Genomic DNA, 25,501 nt, shown 5'->3' with positions numbered 1-25,501 from the left:
GTGGCGAGAACCACCCGCACAGTCGATGACATCCTGCCCCTCTCCCCACTCCAGAGCGGCCTGCTGTTCCACAGTGTCTTCGACGAGGCGACGCCGGACATCTACACCGTCCAGTCCACCTTCCACCTGGCCGGCCCGCTGGACGCGGGCCGCGCCCGGGAGGCGGCCGAGGCACTGCTGCGCCGGCACGCGAGCCTGCGGGTGGCGTTCCGCCGGCGCAAGGACGGGGAGTGGGTACAGATCGTCGCGGCCCGGTACAAGCTGCCGTGGACCGAGACGGACCTGTCCCACCTCCCCGGGGACGAGGCCGATGCCGAGGCCCGGCGGGCCGCGCTCGCCGACCGCGAGCAGCGCTTCGACACCGGCCGGCCGCCGCTGATCCGGTTCACACTGATACGGCTCGGCGGCGAGAGCCACCGCCTGGTCCTCACCATCCACCACACGGTGCTCGACGGCTGGTCCCTGCCGACGCTGCTGAAGGAGTACCACGCCCTGTATCTCTCGGGTGGGGACGCCAGGGGACTGCCGTCGGTGGCCCCCTACCGGGACTATCTGGCCTGGCTCTCCCGCCAGGACGCGGACGCCTCACGTGCCGCGTGGGACACCATGCTGGACGGGCTGCGCGCCCCCACCCTGGTGGCCGGCACCAGCGAGCACACCCCGCAGGACCCCGGACGGTACGAGTTCGGGCTCACCGAGGAGCAGACCCGGGCCCTGACGGGCCTGGCCCGTGCCTCCGGCGTCACCGTCAACACGGTGGTGCAGGCAGCCTGGTCGCTCGTGCTGGCCGGCCTGACCGGCTCCGACGACGTGGTCTTCGGTGTCACCGTCAACGGGCGTCCCGCCGAGCTGCCCGGCATCGAGTCCATGGTCGGCCTGTTCATCAACACCCTGCCGCTGCGCATCCGTCTGCACCCCGGGCAGAGCGTCGGCGAGCTGCTCGGCCGGGTGCACCGCGCCCAGGCCGAGCTGATCGCCCACCAGTACCTGGGCCTGTCGGAGGTGCAGCACCGCACCGGGCTCGGCCCGCTTTTCGATACCTCCGTCGTCTTCGAGAACTTCCCCTTCGAGTCCGGTCCGGCCGTCTCCGACGAGGCCGACCCGCTGCGCGTGGTGGGCGCCGAGAGCCACTCGGCCAACCACTTCCCGCTCAGTCTGGTCGGGATGCCGCAGGAAGCCCTGCGCTTCAAGCTGTTCCACCAGCGCGACCTCTTCGACGACGCGGCCGCCGCCGCGATCGGTGACCGCTTCCTCGCCCTGGTCGACACCCTCGTCAGCGGGCCCGAGCGACCGATCGGCCGGATCGACGTCATCGGCGCGCACGAGACGGCCCGCGCGCTGGCCGCCGCCGCGGGTCCCGAAGGCCCCGCGGCGGAGGGGGAGCGCCTGCCCACCCTTCCCGAGCTGTTCACCGCCCAGGCCGTGGCCACCCCGGACGCCCCCGCGGTCCGGGCCGGCGACCAGATCCTGACGTATCGTCAACTAGACGCTCGCGCAGCCTTCGTGGCGCGCACCCTGATCGAGCGCGGGGTGTGCCCCGGCCGGACGGTCGCCGTACTGCTGCCGCGCGGTATCGACCTCGTGGTGGCGCTGCTCGGCGTCGCCAAGTCCGGCGGCGCCTACATACCGCTCGACCCGGAGCACCCGGCCGAGCGGATCGCCGCGGTGCTCGCCGACGCCGACCCGGTCCTCGCGCTGACCGCGCCCGGCGTGCGACTGCCCGCCGCCTCCGGTGTGGGGACGCTCGCCGTCACCGACGAGGAGGGGCCCTCCTTCAGCGCGGCGCCGCATCCGCACGACCCGGCCTACCTGATCTTCACGTCCGGTTCCACCGGCCGCCCCAAGGGCGTCGTCGTCGAGCACCGTTCGTTGGGCGCCTACCTCGTGCGGGCCCGCCGCGCCTACCCCGACGCCGCCGGCCTCACCCTGGTCCACTCCTCCGTCACCTTCGACCTCACCGTCACCGGCCTGTACACCCCGCTGGTCTCCGGCGGCTGTGCCCACCTGTCCGAACTCCCGGACGCCGTCGGCGCCCCCCGGCCCACCTTCCTCAAGGGCACCCCCAGCCATCTGGAGCTGCTCGACACCCTGCCGGACGAGGTCTCGCCGTCCGGCACCCTCGTCCTCGGTGGCGAGGCTCTGCGCGGCGAGGCCCTGCGCGACTGGCGCGCGGCCCATCCGGACGCCACGGTCATCAACGCGTACGGACCCACCGAAGCCACCGTCAACTGCCTGGAGTTCAGGATCGAGCCGGGCGGCGACCTCCCGGACGGGCCGGTCCCCATCGGCCGTCCCTTCGCCGACACCCGCGCCTACGTCCTGGACGCCGCACTGCGCCCGGTCGCCCCGGGCGTCGTCGGCGAGCTGTACATCGGCGGCGTCGTCCTCGCCCGTGGTTACCTCGGCCGCCCCGACCTCACGGCCGAGCGCTTCGTCGCCGACCCGTCCGGGCCGCCCGGTGCCCGCATGTACCGCACCGGCGACCTCGCCCGCCGCCTGGCCGACGGCACCTTCGGCTACGCGGGCCGGGCCGACGACCAGATCAAGCTGCGTGGCTTCCGTATCGAGCCCGGTGAGATCGAAACCGCGGCCGCCGCGTACGCCGAGGTCACCCGCGCCGTCGTGCTGGCCCGCGAGAACCGCCCCGGAGACGTCCGGCTGGTCGCCTGGGTGACCCCCGGGACCGTGGACACCGAGGCCCTGCACGCGCACCTCGCCGACGCCCTGCCCGCCTATATGGTTCCGGCCGCGATCGTCGCCCTGCCGGCAATGCCGCTGACCCCCAACGGCAAGGTGGACCGCAAGGCGCTGCCCTCCCCGGCGGAGACCGAGACCGCGCTGCCCGTCCAGCGTGTGCTGCGCGACCCGCGCGAGGAACTCGTGCGCGACCTGTTCGCCACCGTCCTCGGCCGCGCCGCCGTCGGCCCCGACGACGACTTCTTCGAACTCGGCGGCCACTCCCTGCTGGCCATCCGGCTGGTCAGCAGGCTGCGCACGGGCCTGGGCATCGAACTGTCCGTCAAGCACCTGTTCCGCAACCCCACCCCGGCCACCCTGGTCCGCGCCCTGGATGAGGCCGAGGACGCCCGCCCGCAGCTCACCCCGAAGGAGCGCCCCGGGCGTCTGCCGCTCTCCTACGGCCAGCAGCGCCTGTGGTTCCTGCACCGGATGGAAGGACCGAACCCGGTCTACAACCTGGCCGCCGCCCTGCGCCTGACCGGACCGCTCGACCAGGCCGCCCTGCGCGCCGCCTACGCGGACGTCCTGGAGCGCCACGAGAGCCTGCGCACGGTCATCGCCGAGGACGAACAGGGCGCCCACCAGGTCGTCCTGACCGATGTGCGCCCCGAGCCGGTCCATGTGCGCTGCACCGAGGAGGAACTGGCGGACCGGCTGGCCGAGGACGCCCGGCACCCGTTCGACCTGTCCGCCGAGATCCCGCTGCGCATGTTCCTGTACGAAATCGCCGAGGACCGGCACGAACTCCTCGTCCTGCTGCACCACGTGGCCGGCGACGGCTGGTCCACCCCGCTGCTCACCCGCGACCTGACCCGCGCGTACGCCGCCCGCTGTGCGGGCGAGGCCCTGCAGTGGGAGCGACTGCGCGTCCAGTACGCCGACTTCGCCCTGTGGCAGCACGACCTGATGGGCTCCGAGGACGACCCCGACAGCCGGGCCTCGCGCCAGCTCGCCTTCTGGCGCGAAACCCTCGACGGCCTGCCCGAGGAACTCGCCCTGCCCACCGACCGCCCGCGCCCCGCCGTCGCCAGCTACCGCGGCGACAACGTGACGATCACGGTCCCCGCAGCGCTGCATCGAGCCGTCGCCGAGCGCGCCCGGGCCGCCGACGCCACCGTGTTCATGGTCGTCCAGGCCGCGCTCGCGGTGACCCTGTCCCGGCTCGGTGCCGGGGACGACATCCCGCTCGGTTCCCCGGTGGCGGGCCGCCTCGACGAGGCGCTCGACGACCTCGTCGGCGACTTCATCAACACCCTGGTGCTGCGCACCGACGTCAGTGGCGACCCGACCTTCACCGAACTCCTGGCCCGTGTACGGGAGACGGACCTGGCCGCCTGGTCCCACCAGGACCTGCCCTTCGAGCGGCTCGTCGAAGTGCTCAACCCGACCCGGTCCCTCGCCCGGTCGCCGCTGTTCCAGACCCTGCTCGCCTTCAACAACACCGGTGAGCACACCGGTCCGGATCCGGCCGAAGCCCGGCTCGGCGATCTCACGGTGACCGCCCGTGGCGGCGTCGGCAGTGGCGTGGCCAAGTTCGACCTGGCGTTCAACCTGCGCGAACGGCACAGCGCGGACGGCGCGGCCGACGGTATGACGGGCATCCTCGAATACGCCGCCGACCTCTTCGACGTCGCCACCGCCGAGCGCCTGGTGACCCGGTTCGTCACCGTCCTGGCCCGCCTGGTCGAGGAGCCCGACCAGCGCATCGGCGCCGTCGACGTCCTCCTCGGCACGGAACGGGCCGCCGCGCTCGCCGGGCCGGCCGACAGCGCCCGCCCGGCCCGGGACCGCTGGTTCCTGGACCGCTTCGAGCGCCACGCCGCCCAGCACCCCGACGCACCCGCCGTGACCGACGGGGAGAGCGCCCTCAGCTACGGCGAACTGAACCGGCGGGCCAACGCCCTGGCCCGGCTGCTGACCGGGCGTGGCGCCGCGCCCGAGCGTTTCGTGGCCGTCGCCCTGCCCCGCACCACCGACCTGCTCGTCACCCTGCTCGCCGTCCAGAAGGCCGGGGCCGCCTATCTGCCGATCGACACCCACTTCCCCGCGGACCGCATCCGCCGGATGATCACGGACGCCGACCCGGCCGTCCTCGTCACGACGGCCGACCTGCTGCCCGGCCTGCCCGACGTTGCCGTGCCCACCGTGCTGACCGAAGAGGCCGACCTCACGCCCCACGCGGACACCGACCTCGACGTGCGCGTCCCCGCGAGCGGTGCCGCGTACGTCCTGCACACCTCCGGCTCCACCGGCGTGCCCAAGGGTGTGGTGGTGCCCCGTGGCGCCCTCGACAACTTCCTGCGGGCGATGGCCGACCGGTGCGCCGCGACCGCCGCCGACCGCCTGCTGGCGGTCACCACCATCGGCTTCGACATCGCGGCCCTGGAGCTGTATCTGCCGCTGGCCTGCGGCGGCAGCGTGGTCATCGCCGGACCCGACACCGTCCGCGACCCCGCTGCGCTGCGCGCCGCCGTCACCCGGCACGGCATCACCCTCATGCAGGCCACTCCCACCCTGTGGCGGGCCGCCGCAGGACGGGACGCCACCTTCCTCGCCGGCGTCCGCGTCCTGGTGGGCGGCGAGGCCCTGCCGGCCGACCTGGCCGCGGTCCTGACCGATGGCGCTCGCTCCGTGCTGAACGTGTACGGCCCCACCGAGACCACCGTCTGGTCCACCGCCGCGCAGATCACCGACCCGGCCGCCGTCCACCTCGGCGAACCCCTCGACAACACGGGCGTGTACGTCCTCGACGACCGGCTGTGCCCCGTCGCGCCCGGGGTGCCCGGCGAGCTGTATCTGTCCGGCAGCGGACTCGCCCGCGGCTATCTCGGCCGTCCCGCAGGCACCGCCGAGCGGTTCGTGTCCGATCCGTACGGCGCTCCGGGCTCCCTGATGTACCGCACCGGCGACGTTGTGCGCCGCACCGCGCGGGGCCGCCTGGAGTACGTGGGCCGCGGGGACCTGCAGGTCAAGCTGCGCGGCTTCAGGATCGAGACCGGCGAGATCGAGGCCGTGCTCGCCGCTCACGCGGATGTCACGGCCGCGGCCGTCGGCGTACGTCCCGACGGATCCGGCGAGGGACGCCTGGTCGCCTGGGTGGTCGCCGACCTCGATCCGACGGCGCTGCGAGCCCATCTGGCCGCCGCCGTCCCCGACTACATGGTCCCCGCCGCGTTCGTGCTGCTGCCCGAGCTGCCGCTGACCGCCAACGGCAAGCTGAACCGGGCCGCGCTGCCCGACCCGGCCGAGACTCACGACACCGCCGGGCGTCCGCCACGCTCCCCTCAGGAAGAGATCCTCTGCGGCCTGTTCGCGGAGATCCTCAGCCGTCCCCGCGTCTGGATCGACGACGACTTCTTCGCCGTCGGCGGCCACTCCCTGGCCGCGATGCGTCTGGTCGGCCGCATCCGCTCGGTCCTCGACGTGGACCTGCCGATCAGCGTCCTGTTCGAGGCGCCCACGGTCGCCGCCCTCGCCGCCCGCGTCACCGGGGCGAGCGCGAGCCGCGTCCCTCTGGTGGCCGGGCCGCGCCCGGACCGGCTGCCCGCGTCCCCGGCCCAGCAACGCCTGTGGTTCCTGGGCCGGTTCGAGGAGCCGGGCAGCCCGACGTACAACGTGCCCGTGGTGCTGCACCTGACCGGGACGCTCGACCAGGACGCGCTGGCCTCCGCCCTCACCGACGTCGTCACCCGCCACGAGACCCTGCGCACGGTCTTCGCCGAGGACGCCGAGGGCCCGTACCAGATCGTCCTGGAGCCCCGCCCGGTCCCGACGACAGTGCGGCCCGCCACCGAGGAGGAGCTGCCCGTCCTGCTCACCGAGGCCGCCAGGATCGGGTTCGACCTCGCCGCCGAACCCCCCTTGCGCGCACACCTGTTCGCCCTCGCCCCCGACGAGCACGCCCTGCTGTTGGTCATGCACCACATCGCCGGCGACGGCGGCTGGTCGGTTCCGCTGCTCGTCAAGGACCTCGCCACCGCCTACGAGGGCAGGCGCCGCGGCACCGCACCGGCCTGGCGGCCCTTGGCCGTCCAGTACGCCGACTACACCCTGTGGCAGCGCGAAGTCCTCGGCTCCGCCGACGACCCGGACAGTGAGCTGGGCAGCCAACTCGCCCACTGGCGAGCGGAGCTGGCGGACCTTCCGGAGGAGCTGGCACTGCCCACCGACCGCCCGCGCCCCCGCAAGGGCACCGGCCGGGGCGCGGACCTGCGCTTCCGGATACCCGCGGACCTGCACGCCGCTCTCGAGTCCCTGGCGCAGAAGCACCGGGCGAGTCTGTTCATGGTGGTCCAGGCCGCGGTAGCGGTGACCCTGTCCCGGCTCGGCGCCGGCGAGGACATTCCGCTGGGCACCCCCAGCGCGGGCCGCGTCAACGAGGCGCTCGACGGCCTCATCGGCTTCTTCGTCAACACCCTGGTGCTGCGCACGGATCTGTCGGGCGACCCCTCCTTCACCGAGGTGCTCGACCGGGTCCGGGCCACGTCCCTGAAGGCGTACGCCCATCAGGACGTGCCGTTCGAGCGCCTGGTGGAGGCCCTCAACCCGGACCGTTCGCTGGGCCGGCACCCGCTGTTCCAGACGATGGTCACCTGGAACAACGCGGCCCAGGACACCACGGGCCGGCTCGCCGAGGACCTGCCCGACCTGCGCATGCGCGTCGGCGAGGTCGGCACCGGCGTCGCCACCTTCGACCTGCTGTTCGCCTTCTTCGACCTGCGCACCGAGCGCGGCGCACCGGACGGTCTGACCGTCCGCCTGGAATACGCCACCGACCTGTACGACCCGGACACGGCCGAACTCTTCGCGGCCGCCCTGCGCGCGGTGCTCACCGCGGTCGCCGCCGACGACGAACGTCCCGTGCACCGCGTTGACGTGCTGCCCGAGGCCGCCCGCGCCGCTTTGCGCGCCGCCGGGCAGGGCGCCGCTCCGCGCCCGTACCGGCCGCTCGCCCGCCTCTTCGCGGAGCAGGCCGCCCGGACCCCCGACACGGTCGCCGTCACCGACGACCGCCGCAGCCTCACCTACCGCGAACTGCACGAGAGGTCCCGCGCCCTGGCCGCCGAACTGCGCGGCATCGGGCTCGGCCCCGAGGACCGGGTCGCGGTCGCCCTGCCCCGCGGCACCGACCTGGCCGTCGCGCTCCTCGCCACCCTCACCGCGGGCCCCGCGTACGTACCGATCGACCCGGATCTGCCGGCCGAGCGGATCGCGTTGCTGCTCGCCGACACCACGCCCGGGGCGCTGATCACGACCGCCGAGACCGGCGCGGACCTGCCGGGGAGCGACATCGCCCGGTTCCTCGTCGAGGCCCCCCGTGCGGCGGCCGACGCCGACACGGCCTTCCCGTCCGCCCTGCCCGAGCACCCCGCGTACGTGATCTACACCTCCGGATCCACCGGGCGCCCCAAGGGCATCGTGATGCCGCACCGCGCCCTGGCCGGGCTGCTGGACTGGCACCATCGGGCGGTGCCCGGCGAAGTGGGCACCGTGGTGGCCCAGTTCACCGCCGTCGGCTTCGACGTGTCCGTGCAGGAGATCCTCTCCGCGCTGCTGTCCGGCAAGACACTCGCGGTCTGTCCCGAGGACACCCGCCGGGACCCGCGCGAGCTGGCCCGCTGGCTGGCCGGGCAGCGGGTGGCCGAGCTGTACGCCCCGAACCTGGTGATCGACGGCGTCCTGGAGGCAGCGGGCGAGTGCGGCACCGACCTGTCCGGCCTGCGCCACCTGGTCCAGGCCGGCGAGGCCCTGACCCTGGGCGAGCCGGTCCGGGCCCACCACGCGGCGGCCCCGACGCGGCTGCACAACCACTACGGGCCCGCTGAGACCCATGTGGTCACCGCCTGGACGCTGCCCGCCGACGTGGCCGGCTGGCCGGACACCCCGCCCATCGGCCGTCCCGTCGACGGGGCCGGCGTCCAGCTCCTGGACGCGGGCCTGCTGCCCGTGCCGCCCGGTGTCGTCGGTGAAATCCACCTGACGGGCGAGGCGTTGGCACGCGGCTACCTCGGCCGCCCCGACCTGACGGCCGAGCGGTTCGTCGCCGACCCGTACGGACCCGCGGGCTCGCGCATGTACCGCACCGGAGACCTGGCCCGCACGACCGCCGACGGTGACCTCGTCTACGTCGGCCGCGCCGACCACCAGGTCAAGATCCGCGGATTCCGCGTCGAGCCCGGCGAGATCGAGGCCGTGCTCAGCGGACACGAGGACGTGGCCCGGTGCGCCGTCGTGGTCCGCGAGGACACCCCCGGCGACGAGCGCCTGGTCGCCTACGTGGTGGCGGGCCCCGGCCGCACGGCCCCGGCCGCCGCGGCCCTGCGCACCCATCTCGCGGGACTGCTGCCGGCCCACATGGTGCCCGGGGCGTACGTCGTCCTCGGCGAACTGCCGCTGACCCTTACCGGCAAGCTGGACCGGGCGGCGCTGCCGGCCCCGGCCCACGGGACGGACCCCGCCGCGCGCCCCCCGCGCACGGCGCGCGAGGAAACCCTGTGCGCCCTGTTCGCCGAGGTCCTCGGGCGCCCGTCCGTGGGCGTGGACCAGGACTTCTTCGACCTGGGCGGCCACTCCCTGCTCGCCACCCGCCTCGTCGCCAGGAGCCGCACCGTCCTCGGGGCCGAACTCGCCGTCCGCGACCTGTTCGAGGAGCCCACCCCGGCCGGACTCGCCGCCCTGCTCGACCAGGCGGAGGGCGCCCGCCGCGCGGTCACGCGCCGCGAGCGCCCCGCGCGGATACCGCTCTCGCACGCCCAGCGTCGCCTGTGGTTCCTGCACCGCCTGGAGGGGCCGAGCGCGACCTGGAACATGCCCACGACCCTCCAGCTGACCGGCGCCCTCGACGTGGGCGCGCTCGGCGCGGCCCTCGCCGACGTCGTCACCCGGCACGAGTCGCTGCGCACCGTCTTCGCCGACGACGCGGACGGCTCCGGCGGCCACCAGGTGATCTGCACCCCGCAGGAGACCCTGGCCGCCCTCGGTGCCCTGCATGCCGTCGAGGTGGCGCCCGCGGAGCTCGCGGACCGGCTCGCCGAGGCCGCCTCCCACCCGTTCGACCTGGCCGCCGAGCCGCCGCTGCGGGTGACTCTGCTGCGCACCGGGCCGCGGGAGTACGTACTGCAGCTCCTGCTGCACCACATCGCCACCGACGGCTGGTCGGCGCCCGTCCTGGCCCGCGACCTCACCGAGGCGTACGCGGCCCGGACGACGGGCGCGGCTCCCGCCTGGGGCGAACTGCCGGTCCAGTACGCCGACTACACGCTGTGGCAGCAGGAGGTGCTCGGCTCCGAGAGCGACCCGCAGAGCATCGCCGCCGGCCAACTCGCCTACTGGCAGAGGGCTTTGGCAGACCTGCCCGAGGAACTGTCGCTGCCCGTCGACCGCCCCCGGCCCCCGGAGGCCTCGCACCGCGGTGAGACCGTGCCCTTCCAGGTCCCCGCCGAGCTGCACGCGCACCTCGCCGCCCTCGCCGGGAACCGCAGGGCCAGCCTGTTCATGGTGGTCCAGGCGGCCTGGGCGACCTTGCTGTCCAAGCTGGGAGCGGGCGAGGACATCCCGATCGGCACCCCGGTCGCGGGCCGCACCGACGAGGCCCTGGACGACCTGGTCGGCTTCTTCGTCAACACCCTCGTGCTGCGCGCCGACCTGTCCGGCGACCCCGCCTTCGCCGAGCTGGTCGACCGGGTGCGCGAGATGTCCCTGAGCGCCTACGCACACCAGGACGTGCCGTTCGAGCGTCTGGTGGAGGTGCTCAACCCGGCCCGGTCGATGGCCCGCCACCCGCTGTTCCAGACCATGCTGATGTGGAACAACAACGACGACCGCGTCGGCGCCGGCGTCGCGGACCGGTTCCCCGGACTGATCGCCCGGACGCTGCCGCTGGGCACCAAGGTCGCCAAGTACGACCTCACCCTCGCCCTCAAGGAGGCCCACACCGCGGACGGGGCCCCGGCCGGCCTGCACGGTCACCTGGAGTTCGCCGAGGACCTGTTCGACCGGGCCACCGCCGAGCGCTTCGTGGAGCAGTTCACGCGGGTGCTGCGCGCGGTGGCGGAAGCACCGGGAACACCGGTGTCCGAGGTGGACGTGATGGCCCCGGGCGAACGGGAGAGGGTTCTCGGTGAGTGGAACGACAGCGACCGCGAGGTCCCGGACGCCTCGCTCATGGACCTCTTCGCCGAACGTGTGGCCCTTTCGCCTCAGGCGCCTGCCCTGGTCTTCAGCGATGCGGTGCTCTCGTACGGGGAGTTGAATGTTCGGGCGAATCGTCTTGCGCGTTGGTTGATTGAGCGTGGGGCGGGGCCGGAGCGTTTGGTGGCTGTGGCGTTGCCGCGTTCGGTGGATCTGGTGGTGGCTCTGCTTGCCGTGCTCAAGTCGGGTGCTGGTTATGTGCCGGTGGATCCGGAGTTTCCGTCGGAGCGTGTCGCGTACATCCTCGGTGATGCGGTGCCGGTTTTGACGCTGAGTGAGGATGTTGTCGCCGGGGTGGATGTGTCGGCGTACAGCGGCGAGGACCCGGTGGTGGTGGGGTGTTCGGGTGAGCAGGTGGCGTATGTGATCTATACGTCGGGTTCCACGGGGCGGCCCAAGGGTGTGGGTGTGTCGCATGCGGCGTTGGTGAATTTTCTGACGGCGATGCAGGACCGGTTCGCTCTGGGTCGGGGTGACCGGCTGGTCGCGGTGACGACGGTCGGGTTCGATATCGCGGGTCTGGAGTTGTTCCTGCCGTTGTTGCACGGGGCGCAGGTGGTGCTGGCGCCGAGGGATGTGGTGCGTGATCCGGCTGCTTTGTCTGCTCTTGTGCGTGGGTCGGGTGCCACGGTGATGCAGGCCACTCCTGGTTTGTGGCATGCCGTGGTGGAGGCCGGGGGAGTGCCGGAGTCGTTGCGGGTGCTGGTCGGTGGTGAGGCGTTGCCGGTGTCGCTGGCGCGGGCGCTTGCCGCGGGTGGTCGGTCGGTGACGAATCTGTACGGTCCGACGGAGACGACGGTGTGGTCCACGGCGGCCCGGGTCGGGGCTTCGGGTCGTGTGTCCATTGGTGATCCGGTCGCCAATACCCGTGTGTATGTGCTGGATTCGGGTCTGCGGCCGGTGCCGCTCGGTGTGGCGGGTGAGCTGTATATCGCCGGGGCGGGTCTGGCTCGTGGTTATCACCGGCGTCCGGGTTTGTCGGCGGAGCGGTTCGTGGCCGATCCGTTCGGGCGGGCGGGTGGTCGTATGTATCGCACCGGTGATCTGGTGCGTCGTACGGTCGGGGGTGAGCTGGAGTACCTCGGCCGCAGTGACTTTCAGGTCAAGGTGCGTGGCTTTCGTATCGAGCTGGGTGAGATCGAGACGGTGGTCGCCGGTCACCCTGATGTCGCCCGGGCCGTCGTCCTTGTCCGTGAGGACGCTCCGGGTGACAAGCGCATCGTCGCCTATGTCGTTCCGGTCGCGGGTGGGGCGCCGGATGCCGATGTGCTGCGCAAGTACGCGGCCGCGAGTCTGCCGGACTATATGGTGCCGGCGGCGTTCGTCGCCCTCGACGCCCTCCCGCTGACCCCCAACGGCAAGCTCCACCGCACCGCCCTGCCCGCCCCGGCGCCGGGTGCGCTCGGAGAGGGCCGTGCCCCCCGCACTCCGGGGGAAGAGACCCTGTGTGCCCTGTTCGCCGAGATCCTCGGCGTCGCCGATGTGAGCATCGACGACGACTTCTTCGTCCTCGGCGGCCACTCGCTGCTCGCCAACCGGCTGGCGGCCCGGGTCCGATCCGCCCTCGGAAAAGAAATGAGCATCCGCGGCTTCTTCGAGAAGCCCACTGTCGCGGCCCTGGCCGAGAGCCTCGAACGCGTGCAGACCACCACCACCCGTCCCGCGCTGCGCCGTCGTACCGGGAACAAGGAGAACTCGTGACCACGCTGTCCTTCGCGCAGCGCCGCCTGTGGTTCCTCAACCAGCTGGACGGCCCGAGCGCGATCTACAACATCCCCACCGCCCTGCGCCTGACCGGCACCCTCGACCGCACCGCCCTCACCGCGGCCCTCGCCGACGTGGTCGCCCGCCACGAGACGCTGCGCACCGTGCTCGCCGACGGCCCCGAGGGCCCGCGCCAGGTCGTCCTCGACACCGAAGCCGAGGCCGCCGCACCCGTCCTCACGGTGGCGCCCGCCGACGAGGCCGGCCTGGACCGGCTGCTGGACGTCGCGGCCCGCCACGAGTTCGACCTGCTCGGCGAGATCCCGATCCGCTGCACCCTGTTCGAGCTGGCGCCCGACGACCACGTCCTGCTGGTGCTCCTGCACCACGTGGCGGGCGATGGCTGGTCGGTCCCCGTCCTGGTGCGCGACCTGCTCGGCGCCTACGCGGCGCGGCAGGCAGGGCGGGCGCCCGGGTGGGACGAACTGCCCGTCCAGTACTCGGACTTCACCGTCTGGCAGCAGGAACTGCTCGGCTCCGAGGATGACCCCGGCAGCGTGATCTCCCGGCAGCTGGCCCACTGGCGCCGGACCCTCGCCGGCCTGCCGGAGGAGCTGGACCTGCCGACCGACCGGCCCCGCCCGGCGAGCGCCACCCACCGGGGCGACACCGTGCCCCTCGCGGTACCGGCCGAGGTGCACGCGCGCCTCGTGGAGCTGGCGCGCGAGAGCCGCGCCAGCCTGTTCATGGTGGTCCAGGCAGCTCTCGCCACCCTGCTCGGCAAAATCAGCGACAGCACCGACATCCCGATCGGCACCCCGGTCGCGGGCCGCACCGACGAGGCCCTGGACGACCTGGTCGGCTTCTTCGTCAACACCCTCGTGCTGCGCACCGACCTGTCGGGCACGCCCACGTTCCGGGAACTCCTCGCCCGGGTCCGCGACGCCGACCTGGAGGCGTACGAGCACCAGGACGTGCCCTTCGAACGGCTCGTGGAAGTCCTCAACCCGTCCCGGGCGATGGCCCGCCACCCGCTGTTCCAGACGCTGCTGACCTGGAACGACAACGACCAGCGGCAGGCCCGTACGGCCGCCGCCGACCTGCCGGGCCTGACCGTCCGCGGGCACACGGCGCAGACCCGCACGGCACGCTTCGACCTCTCCTTCACGCTGGAGGAGCGCCAGGCGTCCCTCGGCGCGCCGCAGGGGCTGAGCGGCGCCCTGAACTACAGCACGGACCTGTTCGACCGGAGCACCGCCGAGCACATCGCCGCGCGGTTCGCCCTGGTCCTCGCGGCGGTGGCCGCCGCCCCGGACGAGCCGGTGGCCCGCGTGGACCTGCTCACCCCCGCCGAACGGTATGAGGTCCTGGAGCACGCCAACGCCACCTTCCGGGACGTCGCACCGTCCCGCGTCCCCGAACTGTTCGCGGCGCGCGCCGCGGCCGATCCCGCGGCGCCCGCCCTCGCCTACGGCGACCTCACCTATTCCTACGGGGAGTTGAATGTTCGGGCGAATCGTCTTGCGCGTTGGTTGATTGAGCGTGGGGCGGGGCCGGAGCGTTTGGTGGCTGTGGCGTTGCCGCGTTCGGTGGATCTGGTGGTGGCTCTGCTTGCCGTGCTCAAGTCGGGTGCTGGTTATGTGCCGGTGGATCCGGAGTTTCCGTCGGAGCGTGTCGCGTACATCCTCGGTGATGCGGTGCCGGTTTTGACGCTGAGTGAGGATGTTGTCGCCGGGGTGGATGTGTCGGCGTACAGCGGCGAGGACCCGGTGGTGGTGGGGTGTTCGGGTGAGCAGGTGGCGTATGTGATCTATACGTCGGGTTCCACGGGGCGGCCCAAGGGTGTGGGTGTGTCGCATGCGGCGTTGGTGAATTTTCTGACGGCGATGCAGGACCGGTTCGCTCTGGGTCGGGGTGACCGGCTGGTCGCGGTGACGACGGTCGGGTTCGATATCGCGGGTCTGGAGTTGTTCCTGCCGTTGTTGCACGGGGCGCAGGTGGTGCTGGCGCCGAGGGATGTGGTGCGTGATCCGGCTGCTTTGTCTGCTCTTGTGCGTGGGTCGGGTGCCACGGTGATGCAGGCCACTCCTGGTTTGTGGCATGCCGTGGTGGAGGCCGGGGGAGTGCCGGAGTCGTTGCGGGTGCTGGTCGGTGGTGAGGCGTTGCCGGTGTCGCTGGCGCGGGCGCTTGCCGCGGGTGGTCGGTCGGTGACGAATCTGTACGGTCCGACGGAGACGACGGTGTGGTCCACGGCGGCCCGGGTCGGGGCTTCGGGTCGTGTGTCCATTGGTGATCCGGTCGCCAATACCCGTGTGTATGTGCTGGATTCGGGTCTGCGGCCGGTGCCGCTCGGTGTGGCGGGTGAGCTGTATATCGCCGGGGCGGGTCTGGCTCGTGGTTATCACCGGCGTCCGGGTTTGTCGGCGGAGCGGTTCGTGGCCGATCCGTTCGGGCGGGCGGGTGGTCGTATGTATCGCACCGGTGATCTGGTGCGTCGTACGGTCGGGGGTGAGCTGGAGTACCTCGGCCGCAGTGACTTTCAGGTCAAGGTGCGTGGCTTTCGTATCGAGCTGGGTGAGATCGAGACGGTGGTCGCCGGTCACCCTGATGTCGCCCGGGCCGTCGTCCTTGTCCGTGAGGACGCTCCGGGTGACAAGCGCATCGTCGCCTATGTCGTTCCGGTCGCGGGTGGGGCGCCGGATGCCGATGTGCTGCGCAAGTACGCGGCCGCGAGTCTGCCGGACTATATGGTGCCGGCGGCGTTCGTCGCCCTCGACGCCCTCCCGCTGACCCCCAACGGCAAGCTGGACCGAGCGGCCCTGCCCACCCCCGCCTACGGTCTGGAGCGCGCGGGGAGAGCTCCGCGGACCCCGCAGGAGGAAATCCTGTGCGGCCTGTTCGCCGAGGTGCTCGGCGTCCCGCGGGTGTCGGTGGACGAGGACTTCTTCTCGCGCGGCGGGCACTCGCTGCTCGCGCTGCGGCTGATGACCCGCGTCCGTGCCACCCTCGGCGTGGACCTCCCGGTCCGGCAGCTGTTCGAGACACCGACCGTGGCGGGCCTGGCCGACGTGCTCGGGTCCGGTGGCGCGGCCCGTCCCGCGCTGGAGGCCCGGCCTCGCCCCGAGCGCGTGCCGGTCTCCTTCGCCCAGCGCCGGCTGTGGTTCCTGGGCCGCCTGGAGGGACCGACCGCCGCCCACAACATCCCCACCACACTGCGCCTGTCCGGCTCGCTCGACCGGGCGGCCCTCGCCGCGGCACTGGCCGATGTCGTCGCGCGCCACGAGACCCTGCGCACGGTCTTCGCCGAGGACGCCGACGGCCCCCACCAGATCGTCCTCGCCCCCGGTCAGTTCCGGCCCGAACCCCAGGTGGTGCGCACGGACGAGGCGGGCCTGGACGAAGAACTGCGCCGTGCCGTCGGCCAGGGCTTCGACCTCGCCGCCGAACCGCCGTTGCGCGCCCACCTGTTCGAGCTGGACGCCGACGAGCACGTCCTGATGCTGCTCGTCCACCACATCGCGAGCGACGGCGGCTGGTCCACCCCCGTCCTGGTTCGTGACCTCACCACCGCGTACGCCGCCCGCTGTGCCGGAGCGGCCCCCGCCTGGTCGCCGCTGCCGGTGCAGTACGCCGACTACACCCTGTGGCAGCACGAGGTGCTCGGCTCCGAGGACGACCCCGACAGCCTTGTCAGCCGCCAACTCGCTTACTGGAGTGAGGCGTTGCGAGACCTGCCCAAGGAACTCGCGCTGCCTGTCGACCGGCCCCGCCCCGCTGTGAGCAGCTACCGCGGCGGTACCGTCCCGGTGACCATCCCGGCGGCGCTGCACAGCCGTCTGGAGAACCTCGCCCGCGAGAACCGGGCCAGCCTGTTCATGGTCGTCCAGGCCGGCCTTGCCGCCTTGCTCGCCAAGGTCAGCGGCAGCACCGACATCCCGATCGGTACCCCGGTCGCGGGCCGCACCGACGAGGCCCTGGACGACCTGGTCGGCTTCTTCGTCAACACTCTCGTGCTGCGCACCGACGTCTCCGGCGACCCGGCCTTCACCGACCTGGTGGCCCGGGCCCGGGCCACCGACCTCGCGGCCTACGCCCACCAGGACGTGCCCTTCGAGCGGCTCGTCGAAGTCCTCAACCCGCTCCGGGCGATGGGCCGCCACCCGCTGTTCCAGACCATGCTCGCCTTCAACAACGTCGACCAGAAGGCGGCGCTGGGCGAGGGCCGACTGCCCGGACTGACCGTCTCCGGCGACCGGGTCGCCACCGGTGTCGCCCAGTTCGACCTGCTGCTCGCGGTGGCCGACAGCCGCGCCGACGACGGCGCCCCCGCCGGGATCACCGGACACCTCGAATACAACGAGGACCTGTTCGACCGGGCCAGTGCCGAGACCCTTGTGCGCCGCCTGGTCCTGCTGCTCGACGCCCTCGCCGAACACCCCGAGCGGCCCCTGAGCCGTATGGGGATCCTGGAGGAGGATGAGCGCCGCCGCATCCTCGGCACATGGATCGACACCGCGCAGGAGGTGCCCCGGGCGACCCTGCCCGCCCTCTTCGAGACGCAGGCCGCCCGTGTCCCCGACGCCCCCGCGGTGCGGTACGCGGACCGCACCGTGTCCTACGGCGAACTCAACGCCCGAGCCAACCAGTTGGCACGCCTCCTCGTCGAGCGAGGCGCCGGGCCCGAGAGCTTCGTGGGTATCGCCCTGCCGCGCACCGACCTCACCCTCGTGGCGGTGCTCGGCGTCCTCAAGGCCGGTGCGGCGTACGTGCCGATCGACCCCGGGTATCCGGCCGACCGCATAGCCCACCTGCTGGGCGACGCGGCCCCCGGCCTGCTGCTGACCACCCGGGACACGCTGGACCGGCTGCCCGGTGAGGGCCCGGGACGCATCGTCCTCGACGAGGCGGCCACCGAGTCGGCACGGGCGGCCCTGCCCGCCCACGACCTGACCGACGCCGAGCGCCGGGCCCCCCTGCGTCCCGCGCACGCCGCGTACGCGATCTACACCTCCGGCTCCACGGGAGCGCCCAAGGGAGTGGTGGTACCGCACGAGAACGTCGCCGACCTGGCGGCCTGGGCCCTCGGCGAGTTCGGCACCGAAGGTTTGTCCCATGTCGTGGCCTCCACCTCGCTGAACTTCGACGTCTCCGTCTTCGAGATGTTCGGCCCGCTGCTGTGCGGCGGCACCGTCGAGGTCATGCGCGATGTCCTGGAGCTGGGCGACGCAGTCCACGCCGGCCGCTCGGTGTCGCTGATCAGCGGCGTCCCGTCGGCGATCGCCCAACTCGTCGGTGAGGGCGGCCTGCAGGTCGCCGCCCGCGAGGTCGTCCTCGCCGGTGAGGCCGTCCTGGCGCGCGACGCCAACGCCGTCGTACGAGCCGTCGGCGCCGACCGCTTCGCCAACATCTACGGCCCCACCGAAGCCACCGTCTACGCCGCGGCCTGGTACACCCGAGGCGAGATCACCGGCGCCCCGCCGATCGGCGCCCCGATCCGCAACACCCGGCTCTACGTCCTCGACGCGGCCCTCCAGCCGGTCCCGGTCGGTGTCGCGGGCGAGCTGTACATCGCCGGTACCGGACTGGCGCGGGGCTACCACCGCAGGCGCGGACTGTCGGCGGAACGCTTCGTCGCCGATCCCTTCGGCCCCGCCGGCAGCCGCATGTACCGCACCGGCGACCTGGTCCGCTGGGGCGCCGACGGCGACCTCGACTACCTCGGCCGCACCGACTTCCAGGTCAAGGTCCGCGGCTTCCGCATCGAACTCGGCGAGATCGAGGCCGCCGTCCTGGGCCACGAGGACATCGCCCACACCGCTGTCCTGGTCCGCGAGGACCGGCGGGGGGACAAGCGCCTGGTGGCCTACGTGGTCCCCGCCGCCGGCCGCGCCGTGGACCGCGCGCGGCTGCGTACCCATGTGTCCGAGGCCCTGCCCGCCCACATGGTGCCCTCCGCGTTCGTCACCCTGGACGCCCTGCCGCTCAACCCCAACGGCAAGCTGGACAGGGCCGCGCTGCCCGCGCCCGATTACGGCCCGGCCCGGGCGGGCCGCGTGCCGCGCACCCCGCAGGAGGAGATCCTGTGCGGCCTGTTCGCCGAGGTGCTCGGCGTTGCGAGGGTGTTCCTCGACGACGACTTCTTCGCGCTCGGCGGCCACTCGCTGCTGGCCACCCGTCTGTCCGGCCGCATCCGCGCCACTCTGGGCGAGGAGCTGACCATCCGCCAGTTCTTCGAGACGCCGACCGTGGCCGGAATCGCCGCCGCCCTCGGCTCGGGCGGACCGGCCCGTGCCCCGCTGACCGCGGGCGCCCGCCCCGAGCGGGTGCCGCTCTCCTTCGCCCAGCAACGCCTCTGGTTCCTCAGCCGGTTCGAGGGCCGCGGTCATACCTACAACGTGCCCACCGCCCTGCGCCTGTCCGGCGCCGTCGACCGCCAGGCGCTGGCCGCCGCCCTCGGCGACCTCGTCACCCGCCACGAGACCCTGCGCACCGTCTTCGCCCAGGACGCCGAAGGGCCGTACCAGACCGTCCTCGCCCCGGAGCGGGCCCGCCCGCAGCTCACCGTGCTCGACACCACCGAGGACGAGCTCGTCGGGGCGCTGGAGCGGCAGGCCCGTCACGCGTTCGACATCGCCGCCGAACTCCCGCTGCGGGCTGTCCTGTTCGCCGTCGGCGCCGAGGAGCACGTACTGCTGCTCCTGGTCCACCACATCGCCACCGACGGCTGGTCGATGCCGCTCCTGGTGCGCGACCTCACCGCCGCGTACGCCGCCCGCTGCGCCGGTGCGGCCCCCGCCTGGTCGCCGCTGCCGGTGCAGTACGCCGACTACACCCTGTGGCAGCGGGAACTGCTCGGCTCCGAGGACGACCCGGACAGCCTGGCCTCCACCCAGCTCGCCTACTGGCGACAAGCACTGGCCGGACTCCCCGAGGAACTGGACCTGCCCACCGACCGGCCGCGTCCGGCCGTCGCCTCCTACCGCGGCGACCTGCTGGACGTGGAGATCCCGGCCGAGACCCACGCCCTGCTGACGGGCCTGGCCCGGGAGCATCACGCCAGCCTCTTCATGGTGGTGCAGGCCGCCCTGGCCGCCCTGCTGTCCAAGCTGAGCGGGGCCGGCGACATTCCGATCGGCACCCCGATCGCGGGCCGCACCGACGAAGCCCTCGAAGACCTGGTCGGGTTCTTCGCCAACACCCTCGTCCTGCGCACCGAGGTGGTCGCCGAGGAGACCTTCGCACAACTCGTGGCCCGGGTCCGGGAGACCGACCTGACCGCGTACGCCCACCAGGACGTGCCCTTCGAACGGCTCGTGGACGTCCTCAACCCGGCCCGCTCCATGGCCCGCCACCCGCTGTTCCAGACCATGCTGACCTTCGACAACGTCGCCGCCCGCGACGCCGTCGACGCCAAGGTCACCGGCCGTGCGGGACCGCCGCGGGACGTGGCCGCATCCGGCCGGCAGGTCGGAACCGGGGTCGCCCGCTTCGACCTGATGTTCCGGCTCGGCGAACGGCACACCGCGGACGGCGCCCCCGGCGGGATCGCCGGCGTGCTCGAGTACGCCGCCGACCTGTTCGACCGGGAGACCGCACAAGGTCTCGCCGACCGGCTCGTCGCCGTACTGACAGCCGCCGCAGCCCGCCCCGACGCACCGGTGGGCGCCCTCGACACCCTTCCCGAGAGCGACCGCGGCCGACTGCTCGTCAGCTGGAACGACACGGCCCGCGCGCTCCCCGCGGACCACCTGCCCGCCCTGTTCCGCGCCCAGGCCGCCCGCACCCCGCACGCACCCGCCCTCGTCTTCGAGGACCTCACCCTCGACTACCGCGAGCTGGACCTGCGCTCCGACCGCCTCGCCCACGCCCTCGCCGCCCGCGGTGTCGGCGCCGGGGATCTGGTGGCCGTGGCCCTGCCGCGGAACGCGACGATGGTCGTCGCCCTGCTCGCCGTCCTCAAGGCCGGTGCCGCGTACGTGCCGATCGACCCCGAGTACCCGTCCGACCGCGTCGCCTACGTGCTGGCCGACGCCGCACCCGTGCTGCTGCTCACCGACCGGGAGAGCGCCGACGTGCTCCCCGCCGACACCGCGCCCGACCTCGCGCGCCTGGTCCTGGACGATCCGCACACCGTCCGTGCCCTCGACGCCGTCACCGATGCCGAGGTGGCACGGGTGCGCCGGATCGCACCGCCGCACCCCGAGCACCCGGCGTACGTCATCTACACCTCCGGATCCACCGGACGGCCCAAGGGGGTGGTCGTCGGCCACCGGAACCTGCTCAATCTGCTGACCGCGATCCAGGGCCGCCTCGCGCTGACCGGGGACGACCGGCTGCTCGCCGTCACCACCATCGGCTTCGACATCTCCAACCTGGAGTTGTGGACACCGCTGGCGTACGGAGCCCGCCTGGTGCTCGCCGCCCGCGAGACCGTCAAGGACCCCATCGCCCTGGCCCGGCTGGTCGAGGAGTCCGGCGCCACCGTCCTGCAGGCCACCCCGACCGCCTGGCAGGGCCTGGTCGCCGCGCGGCCCCAGGCCCTGCGCGGCCTGGTCAAGCTCGTCGGCGGCGAGGCGCTGCCCGGGCCGCTCGGCCGTGCCCTGCACGACCTGGGCGGCTCCCTCACCAACGTCTACGGCCCGACCGAGACCACCATCTGGTCCACGGCCGCCGACCTGGACACCGGCACCTGCGAACGCCCGCCCATCGGACGGCCGTTGGACAACACGCGGGTCTACGTCCTGGACGCCGGGCTGCGCCCGGTGGCCCCCGGCGAGGCCGGCGAGCTGTACATCGCCGGCGCCGGTGTGGCCCGCGGCTATCTGAACCGGCCCGGCCTGTCCGCCGAGCGGTTCACGGCCGATCCCTTCGGCCCCGCGGGCAGCCGTATGTACCGCACCGGCGACCTGGTCCGCTGGAGCACCGGCGGTGATCTGGAGTACATCGGCCGTACCGACCACCAGGTGAAGGTGCGCGGCTTCCGTATCGAACTCGGTGAGATCGAGGCCGCGCTGACCACCCAGGCGGAGCTGTCCCAGGCCGTGGTCGTCGCCCGTGAGGACACGCCCGGCGACAAGCGCCTGGTGGCGTACGCGGTGCCGGACCGCGGGGACGGGAGCCGCGACACCGGCCGGGAGGAGAGCCAGGTCCGTGAGTGGGAGGCCGCCTACGACGCCCTCTACGGCGAGCCCGGCTCCGACACCTTCGGCGAGGACTTCGGCATCTGGCGCAGCACGTACAGCAAGGACCCGATCCCGCTGGAGCAGATGCGCGAGTGGCGCGCGGGCACCTTCGAGCGCATCCTCGCCGGCCGGCCGCGCCGCATCCTGGAGATCGGCGTCGGCACCGGCCTGATCCTCGCCCATGTCGCCCCGCACTGTGAGAGCTACTGGGGCACCGACCTGTCGGGCTCCGTCGTCGAGCGGCTGCGCGCCCAGGTCGCCGAGCGGCCCGAGCTGGCAGACCGGGTCACCCTGACGGCCCGGCCCGCCCACGACATCGACGGGCTGCCGCTGGGCGTCTTCGACACCGTGGTGCTCAACTCGGTGGTCCAGTACTTCCCCAGCGCCGACTACCTCGCCGAGGTGCTGGCCAAGGTGACGCGGCTGCTCGCGCCCGGCGGCACCGTCTTCGTCGGCGACGTCCGCAACCTGCGTACGCTGCGTACGCTGCGCACGGCGGTCGCGCTCACCGGCCGCGACACCAGACCCGAAGGGGCCGAGCGGGACCGGCTGCGCGCCGGGGTCGAGCAGGCCGTGGCCCGCGAGAAGGAACTCCTGCTCGCCCCGGAGTGGTTCACCGCGCTGCCCGACACCCTGCCCGGCGTCAGCGGCGTCGACCTCAGGATCCGGCGCGGCGTCCACCACAACGAACTGACGCGCCACCGCTACGACGTGGTGCTGTACACCGGCGCCGCTCCCGGCCCCGAGACGGCGGACGTCCCGGCCCTCGTCTGGGGCGAGCACCTGTCCGGTCTCGACGAGCTGGCCGCCGAACTTGCCGGGAACCGCACCATGCGCCGAGTCACGGGCATGGCCAACCGGCGGGTGCGGGACGAGGCCGCGGCCGCAGGGCACCTGTTCGACGAGGCGACGCCGCCCGCCGTCGCGGCCGTGGACCCCGAGGAGCTGTACGCGCTGGCCGAGCGCACCGGCCATCGGGTGGCCGTCACCTGGTCGGCCACCGACGCCGAAGCGGGTGCGCTGGACGCGGTGTTCGTCCCGGCGCAGCCGGACGCCCCCGTACACCTGGGCCTGACCGGGGTGTACCGGCCCAACCCCGGGCCCGACTCCCGGGGGCGTGCCAACGACCCCGCCCGGCGGCGCGACGACACCGGCCTCGGCCCCGTCCTGCGCGACCGCCTCAAGGAGACGCTGCCCGCGCACATGGTGCCGGCCGCCGTCGTCGTCCTGGACGCCCTGCCACTGACCCCCAACGGCAAGGTCGACCGGGTGACGCTGCCGGTCCCCGACTACGGATCACCGGCCACGGGCCGGGCGCCGGGCACCCCGCGCGAAGATCTGATGTGCGCCCTGTTCGCCGAGGTCCTCGGCCTGGCGAGCTTCGGACCCGACGACAACTTCTTCGAGTCCGGCGGGCACTCCCTTCTCGCGACGCGGCTCGTCGGCCGGGTCGGCGCCGTCCTGGGCACCGAGGTGCCGCTGCGCAGGCTCTTTCAGGCGCCCACCCCGGCCGGACTGCTGCGCGACCTCGAACCGGACGGCGCACGCGACGGCCACGGAGTGCTGGTGCCGCTGCGCGCCCCCTCCGCCGCCTCGCAGCCCCCGGCGCTGTTCTGCGTGCATCCGGCGGCCGGGCTCAGCTGGTGCTACCTCGCACTCCTCGCCCACCTCGGCCCCGAGTACCCGCTGTACGGTCTCCAGGCACGCGGCACCGACGGCAGCGAACCGCTGCCCGCCTCGATCGAGGAGATGGCCGCCGACTACGCCGACCAGATCCGCGCGGCGTCCCCCGAGGGCCCCTACCGGCTGCTCGGCTGGTCCGTCGGCGGAACGGTCGCCCACGCGGTCGCGGCCGAACTGGAGCGCCGAGGCCAGCGGGTGGACCTCCTCGCCGTGCTGGACGCCTACCCGGTGGCCGACGCGGCCGGCATCGAGCCGCCGTCCGAGCACACGATCATCGCGCGCAATCTGCGAGCCATCGGCTTCGAGTTCCAGGAGAGCGAACTCACCGCGCAGACCTTCCCCATCGAGCGCTACCGAGCCTTCCTGGCGCGCGAGAACAAGGTCATGGCCCGCTTCGAGGAGCACGAGATCCTTGCCATGAAGGACGTCTACGTGAACAACACCCGACTCATGTGGTCCCACACCCCGGGCCGGTTCAGCGGCGACATGATCTTCGTTACCGCACGGCGCGACCAGGGAGCACTCGCCCGCGAGCGGGGCCACCTGGCCTGGCAGCAGTACGTCGGGGGAGAGGTGGTCAATCACGACGTCGACTCCGACCACGAGGGGCTGATGACCCGGCCGGGCCCGGTCGCCGAGGTCGGCCGGGTGCTGGCACAGCGCCTGGCGGCACTCGACACCGCCGGGGCCGGCGCTCGTAGAAACGGCGTAGACCCTTCGCACAGGCTCGGCGCATGACAGCGTTGGACGAGGCGACGGCCCCGGCGCCACCCCTGCGCCACAACCGGGACTTCGTCCTGTTGTGGACCGGCAACTGGCTGCAGTTCTTCGGCTCCCGGATGAGCACCGTCTGCTATCCGCTGCTGGCCCTGCAGATCTCCGGGGGGTCCGCGCAGGCCGTCGGCCTGGCCTCGGCGGCCGCCGTGCTGCCGCAGGCAGTCGTCCAGTTGCCGGCCGGGGTGCTGGTCGACCGCTGGGACCGGCGCGCGGTGATGCGCTGGTGTGCGATCGGCCGGGTCCTCGTGCTCGCCGCGGTGGCCGCGGCCATGGCCCTGCACGGGCTCGGGATGGGGTTGCTCCTCGTGCTGATCGCCGCCGACGTGTCCCTCGCCATCGTCGCCTCGCTCGCCGAACGAGCCGCCGTACGCACGGTCGTCCCCGCGTCGCACCTGCCCGCCGCGCTCTCCCAGAACGAGGCCCGCGGAAGGATCGCGGGCCTGCTGGGCGGGCCGGCCGGCACCGTGCTGTTCACCTGGCTCCGCTGGAGCCCCTTTCTCGCCGCGACGCTCGGCGCCCTGATCGCGGCCGTCAACCTCCGGTACATCCGCGCCGACCTGCAGGCCGGGCCCCCGGAGCGGCGCCGTCCCCTCCACCAGGACCTGGCCGACGCTCTGCGCTGGCTGCGCGGACAGCAGGCGCTGCGCGCCATGCTGCCGGTGGTGACCGCGTCCACCGCGCTGCTCCAGGTGGTGATGCTCGGCCTGGTCGTGGTGCTGGTCAAGGAGCAGGGACAGCCGGAGTCCACGGTCGGTCTGGTGCTCGGCATCAGTGGCTGCGGAGGTCTGCTCGGTGCCCTCACCGGGCGCTGGTTCATGGACCGGCTGCGTCTGCCCGTGCTGCTGATCGGCGGCCTGGCCCTGTGGGCCGTACTGATGGCCGCCATGGCCGTCAGCACCGGTGCCCTTCTGCTCGGCGTGCTGTTCGCCGTGATGAATCTGATCGGGGCGGTCTTCGGAGTGGCCACCGCGGTCTACCAAGTCACCACCACTCCGCACGGGTTGCAGGGGCGGGTCGCGGCCCTGTCCGGTCTCGTCATCGCCCTCGGCTCCACCGTCGGGGCGTCCGGCGCCGGAAAGCTGCTCGACGCCTGGGGCGGCCGGTCCGCCCTGCTGGTGGCCGCCGTGGGGATGGCCCTGACCGCCCTGGTCGCCGCGGCGGTCCCGGCCGTCAGACGGGCCCGCATACCGGCCGTGTCCCGCCCGGGACCCGCCCCGGCCGGCTGA

The 25,501-nt window shown here is 73.1% G+C and carries 3 protein-coding genes; all 3 read left to right on the top strand.

Annotation, left to right across the window (positions count from 1 at the left end; all coding sequences use genetic code 11):
• The 3 genes from D9V36_RS11820 to D9V36_RS11810 are packed head-to-tail and all read left to right on the top strand — an operon-like array spanning window position 1 to window position 25,501.
• Window positions 1–12,630, top strand: a complete 12,630-nt coding sequence (locus tag D9V36_RS11820; protein ID WP_164992936.1) for a non-ribosomal peptide synthetase — start codon at window positions 1–3, stop codon at window positions 12,628–12,630.
• A complete protein-coding gene (locus D9V36_RS11815; protein WP_164992935.1) occupies window positions 12,627–24,236 on the top strand; it encodes a non-ribosomal peptide synthetase in 11,610 nt (3,869 codons plus the stop codon). The genes D9V36_RS11820 and D9V36_RS11815 overlap by 4 nt, the downstream gene beginning before the upstream one ends.
• Window positions 24,233–25,501, top strand: coding sequence for an MFS transporter (locus tag D9V36_RS11810; RefSeq protein ID WP_129293738.1), 1,269 nt, complete (start codon window positions 24,233–24,235; stop codon window positions 25,499–25,501). The genes D9V36_RS11815 and D9V36_RS11810 overlap by 4 nt, the downstream gene beginning before the upstream one ends.

It is taken from the genome of Streptomyces lydicus, from assembly GCF_004125265.1.
Taxonomy (GTDB): Bacteria; Actinomycetota; Actinomycetes; order Streptomycetales; family Streptomycetaceae; genus Streptomyces; species Streptomyces lydicus_C.
The sequence above is the reverse complement of the archived record's forward strand: the minus strand, read 5'-3'. Positions and strand labels throughout refer to the sequence as shown.

What these genes read in the sequence shown, in the direction of transcription:
- D9V36_RS11810 (WP_129293738.1), top strand. Translation starts at nt 24,233, where the DNA reads ATGACAGCGTTGGACGAGGCGACGGCCCCGGCGCCACCCCTGCGCCAC.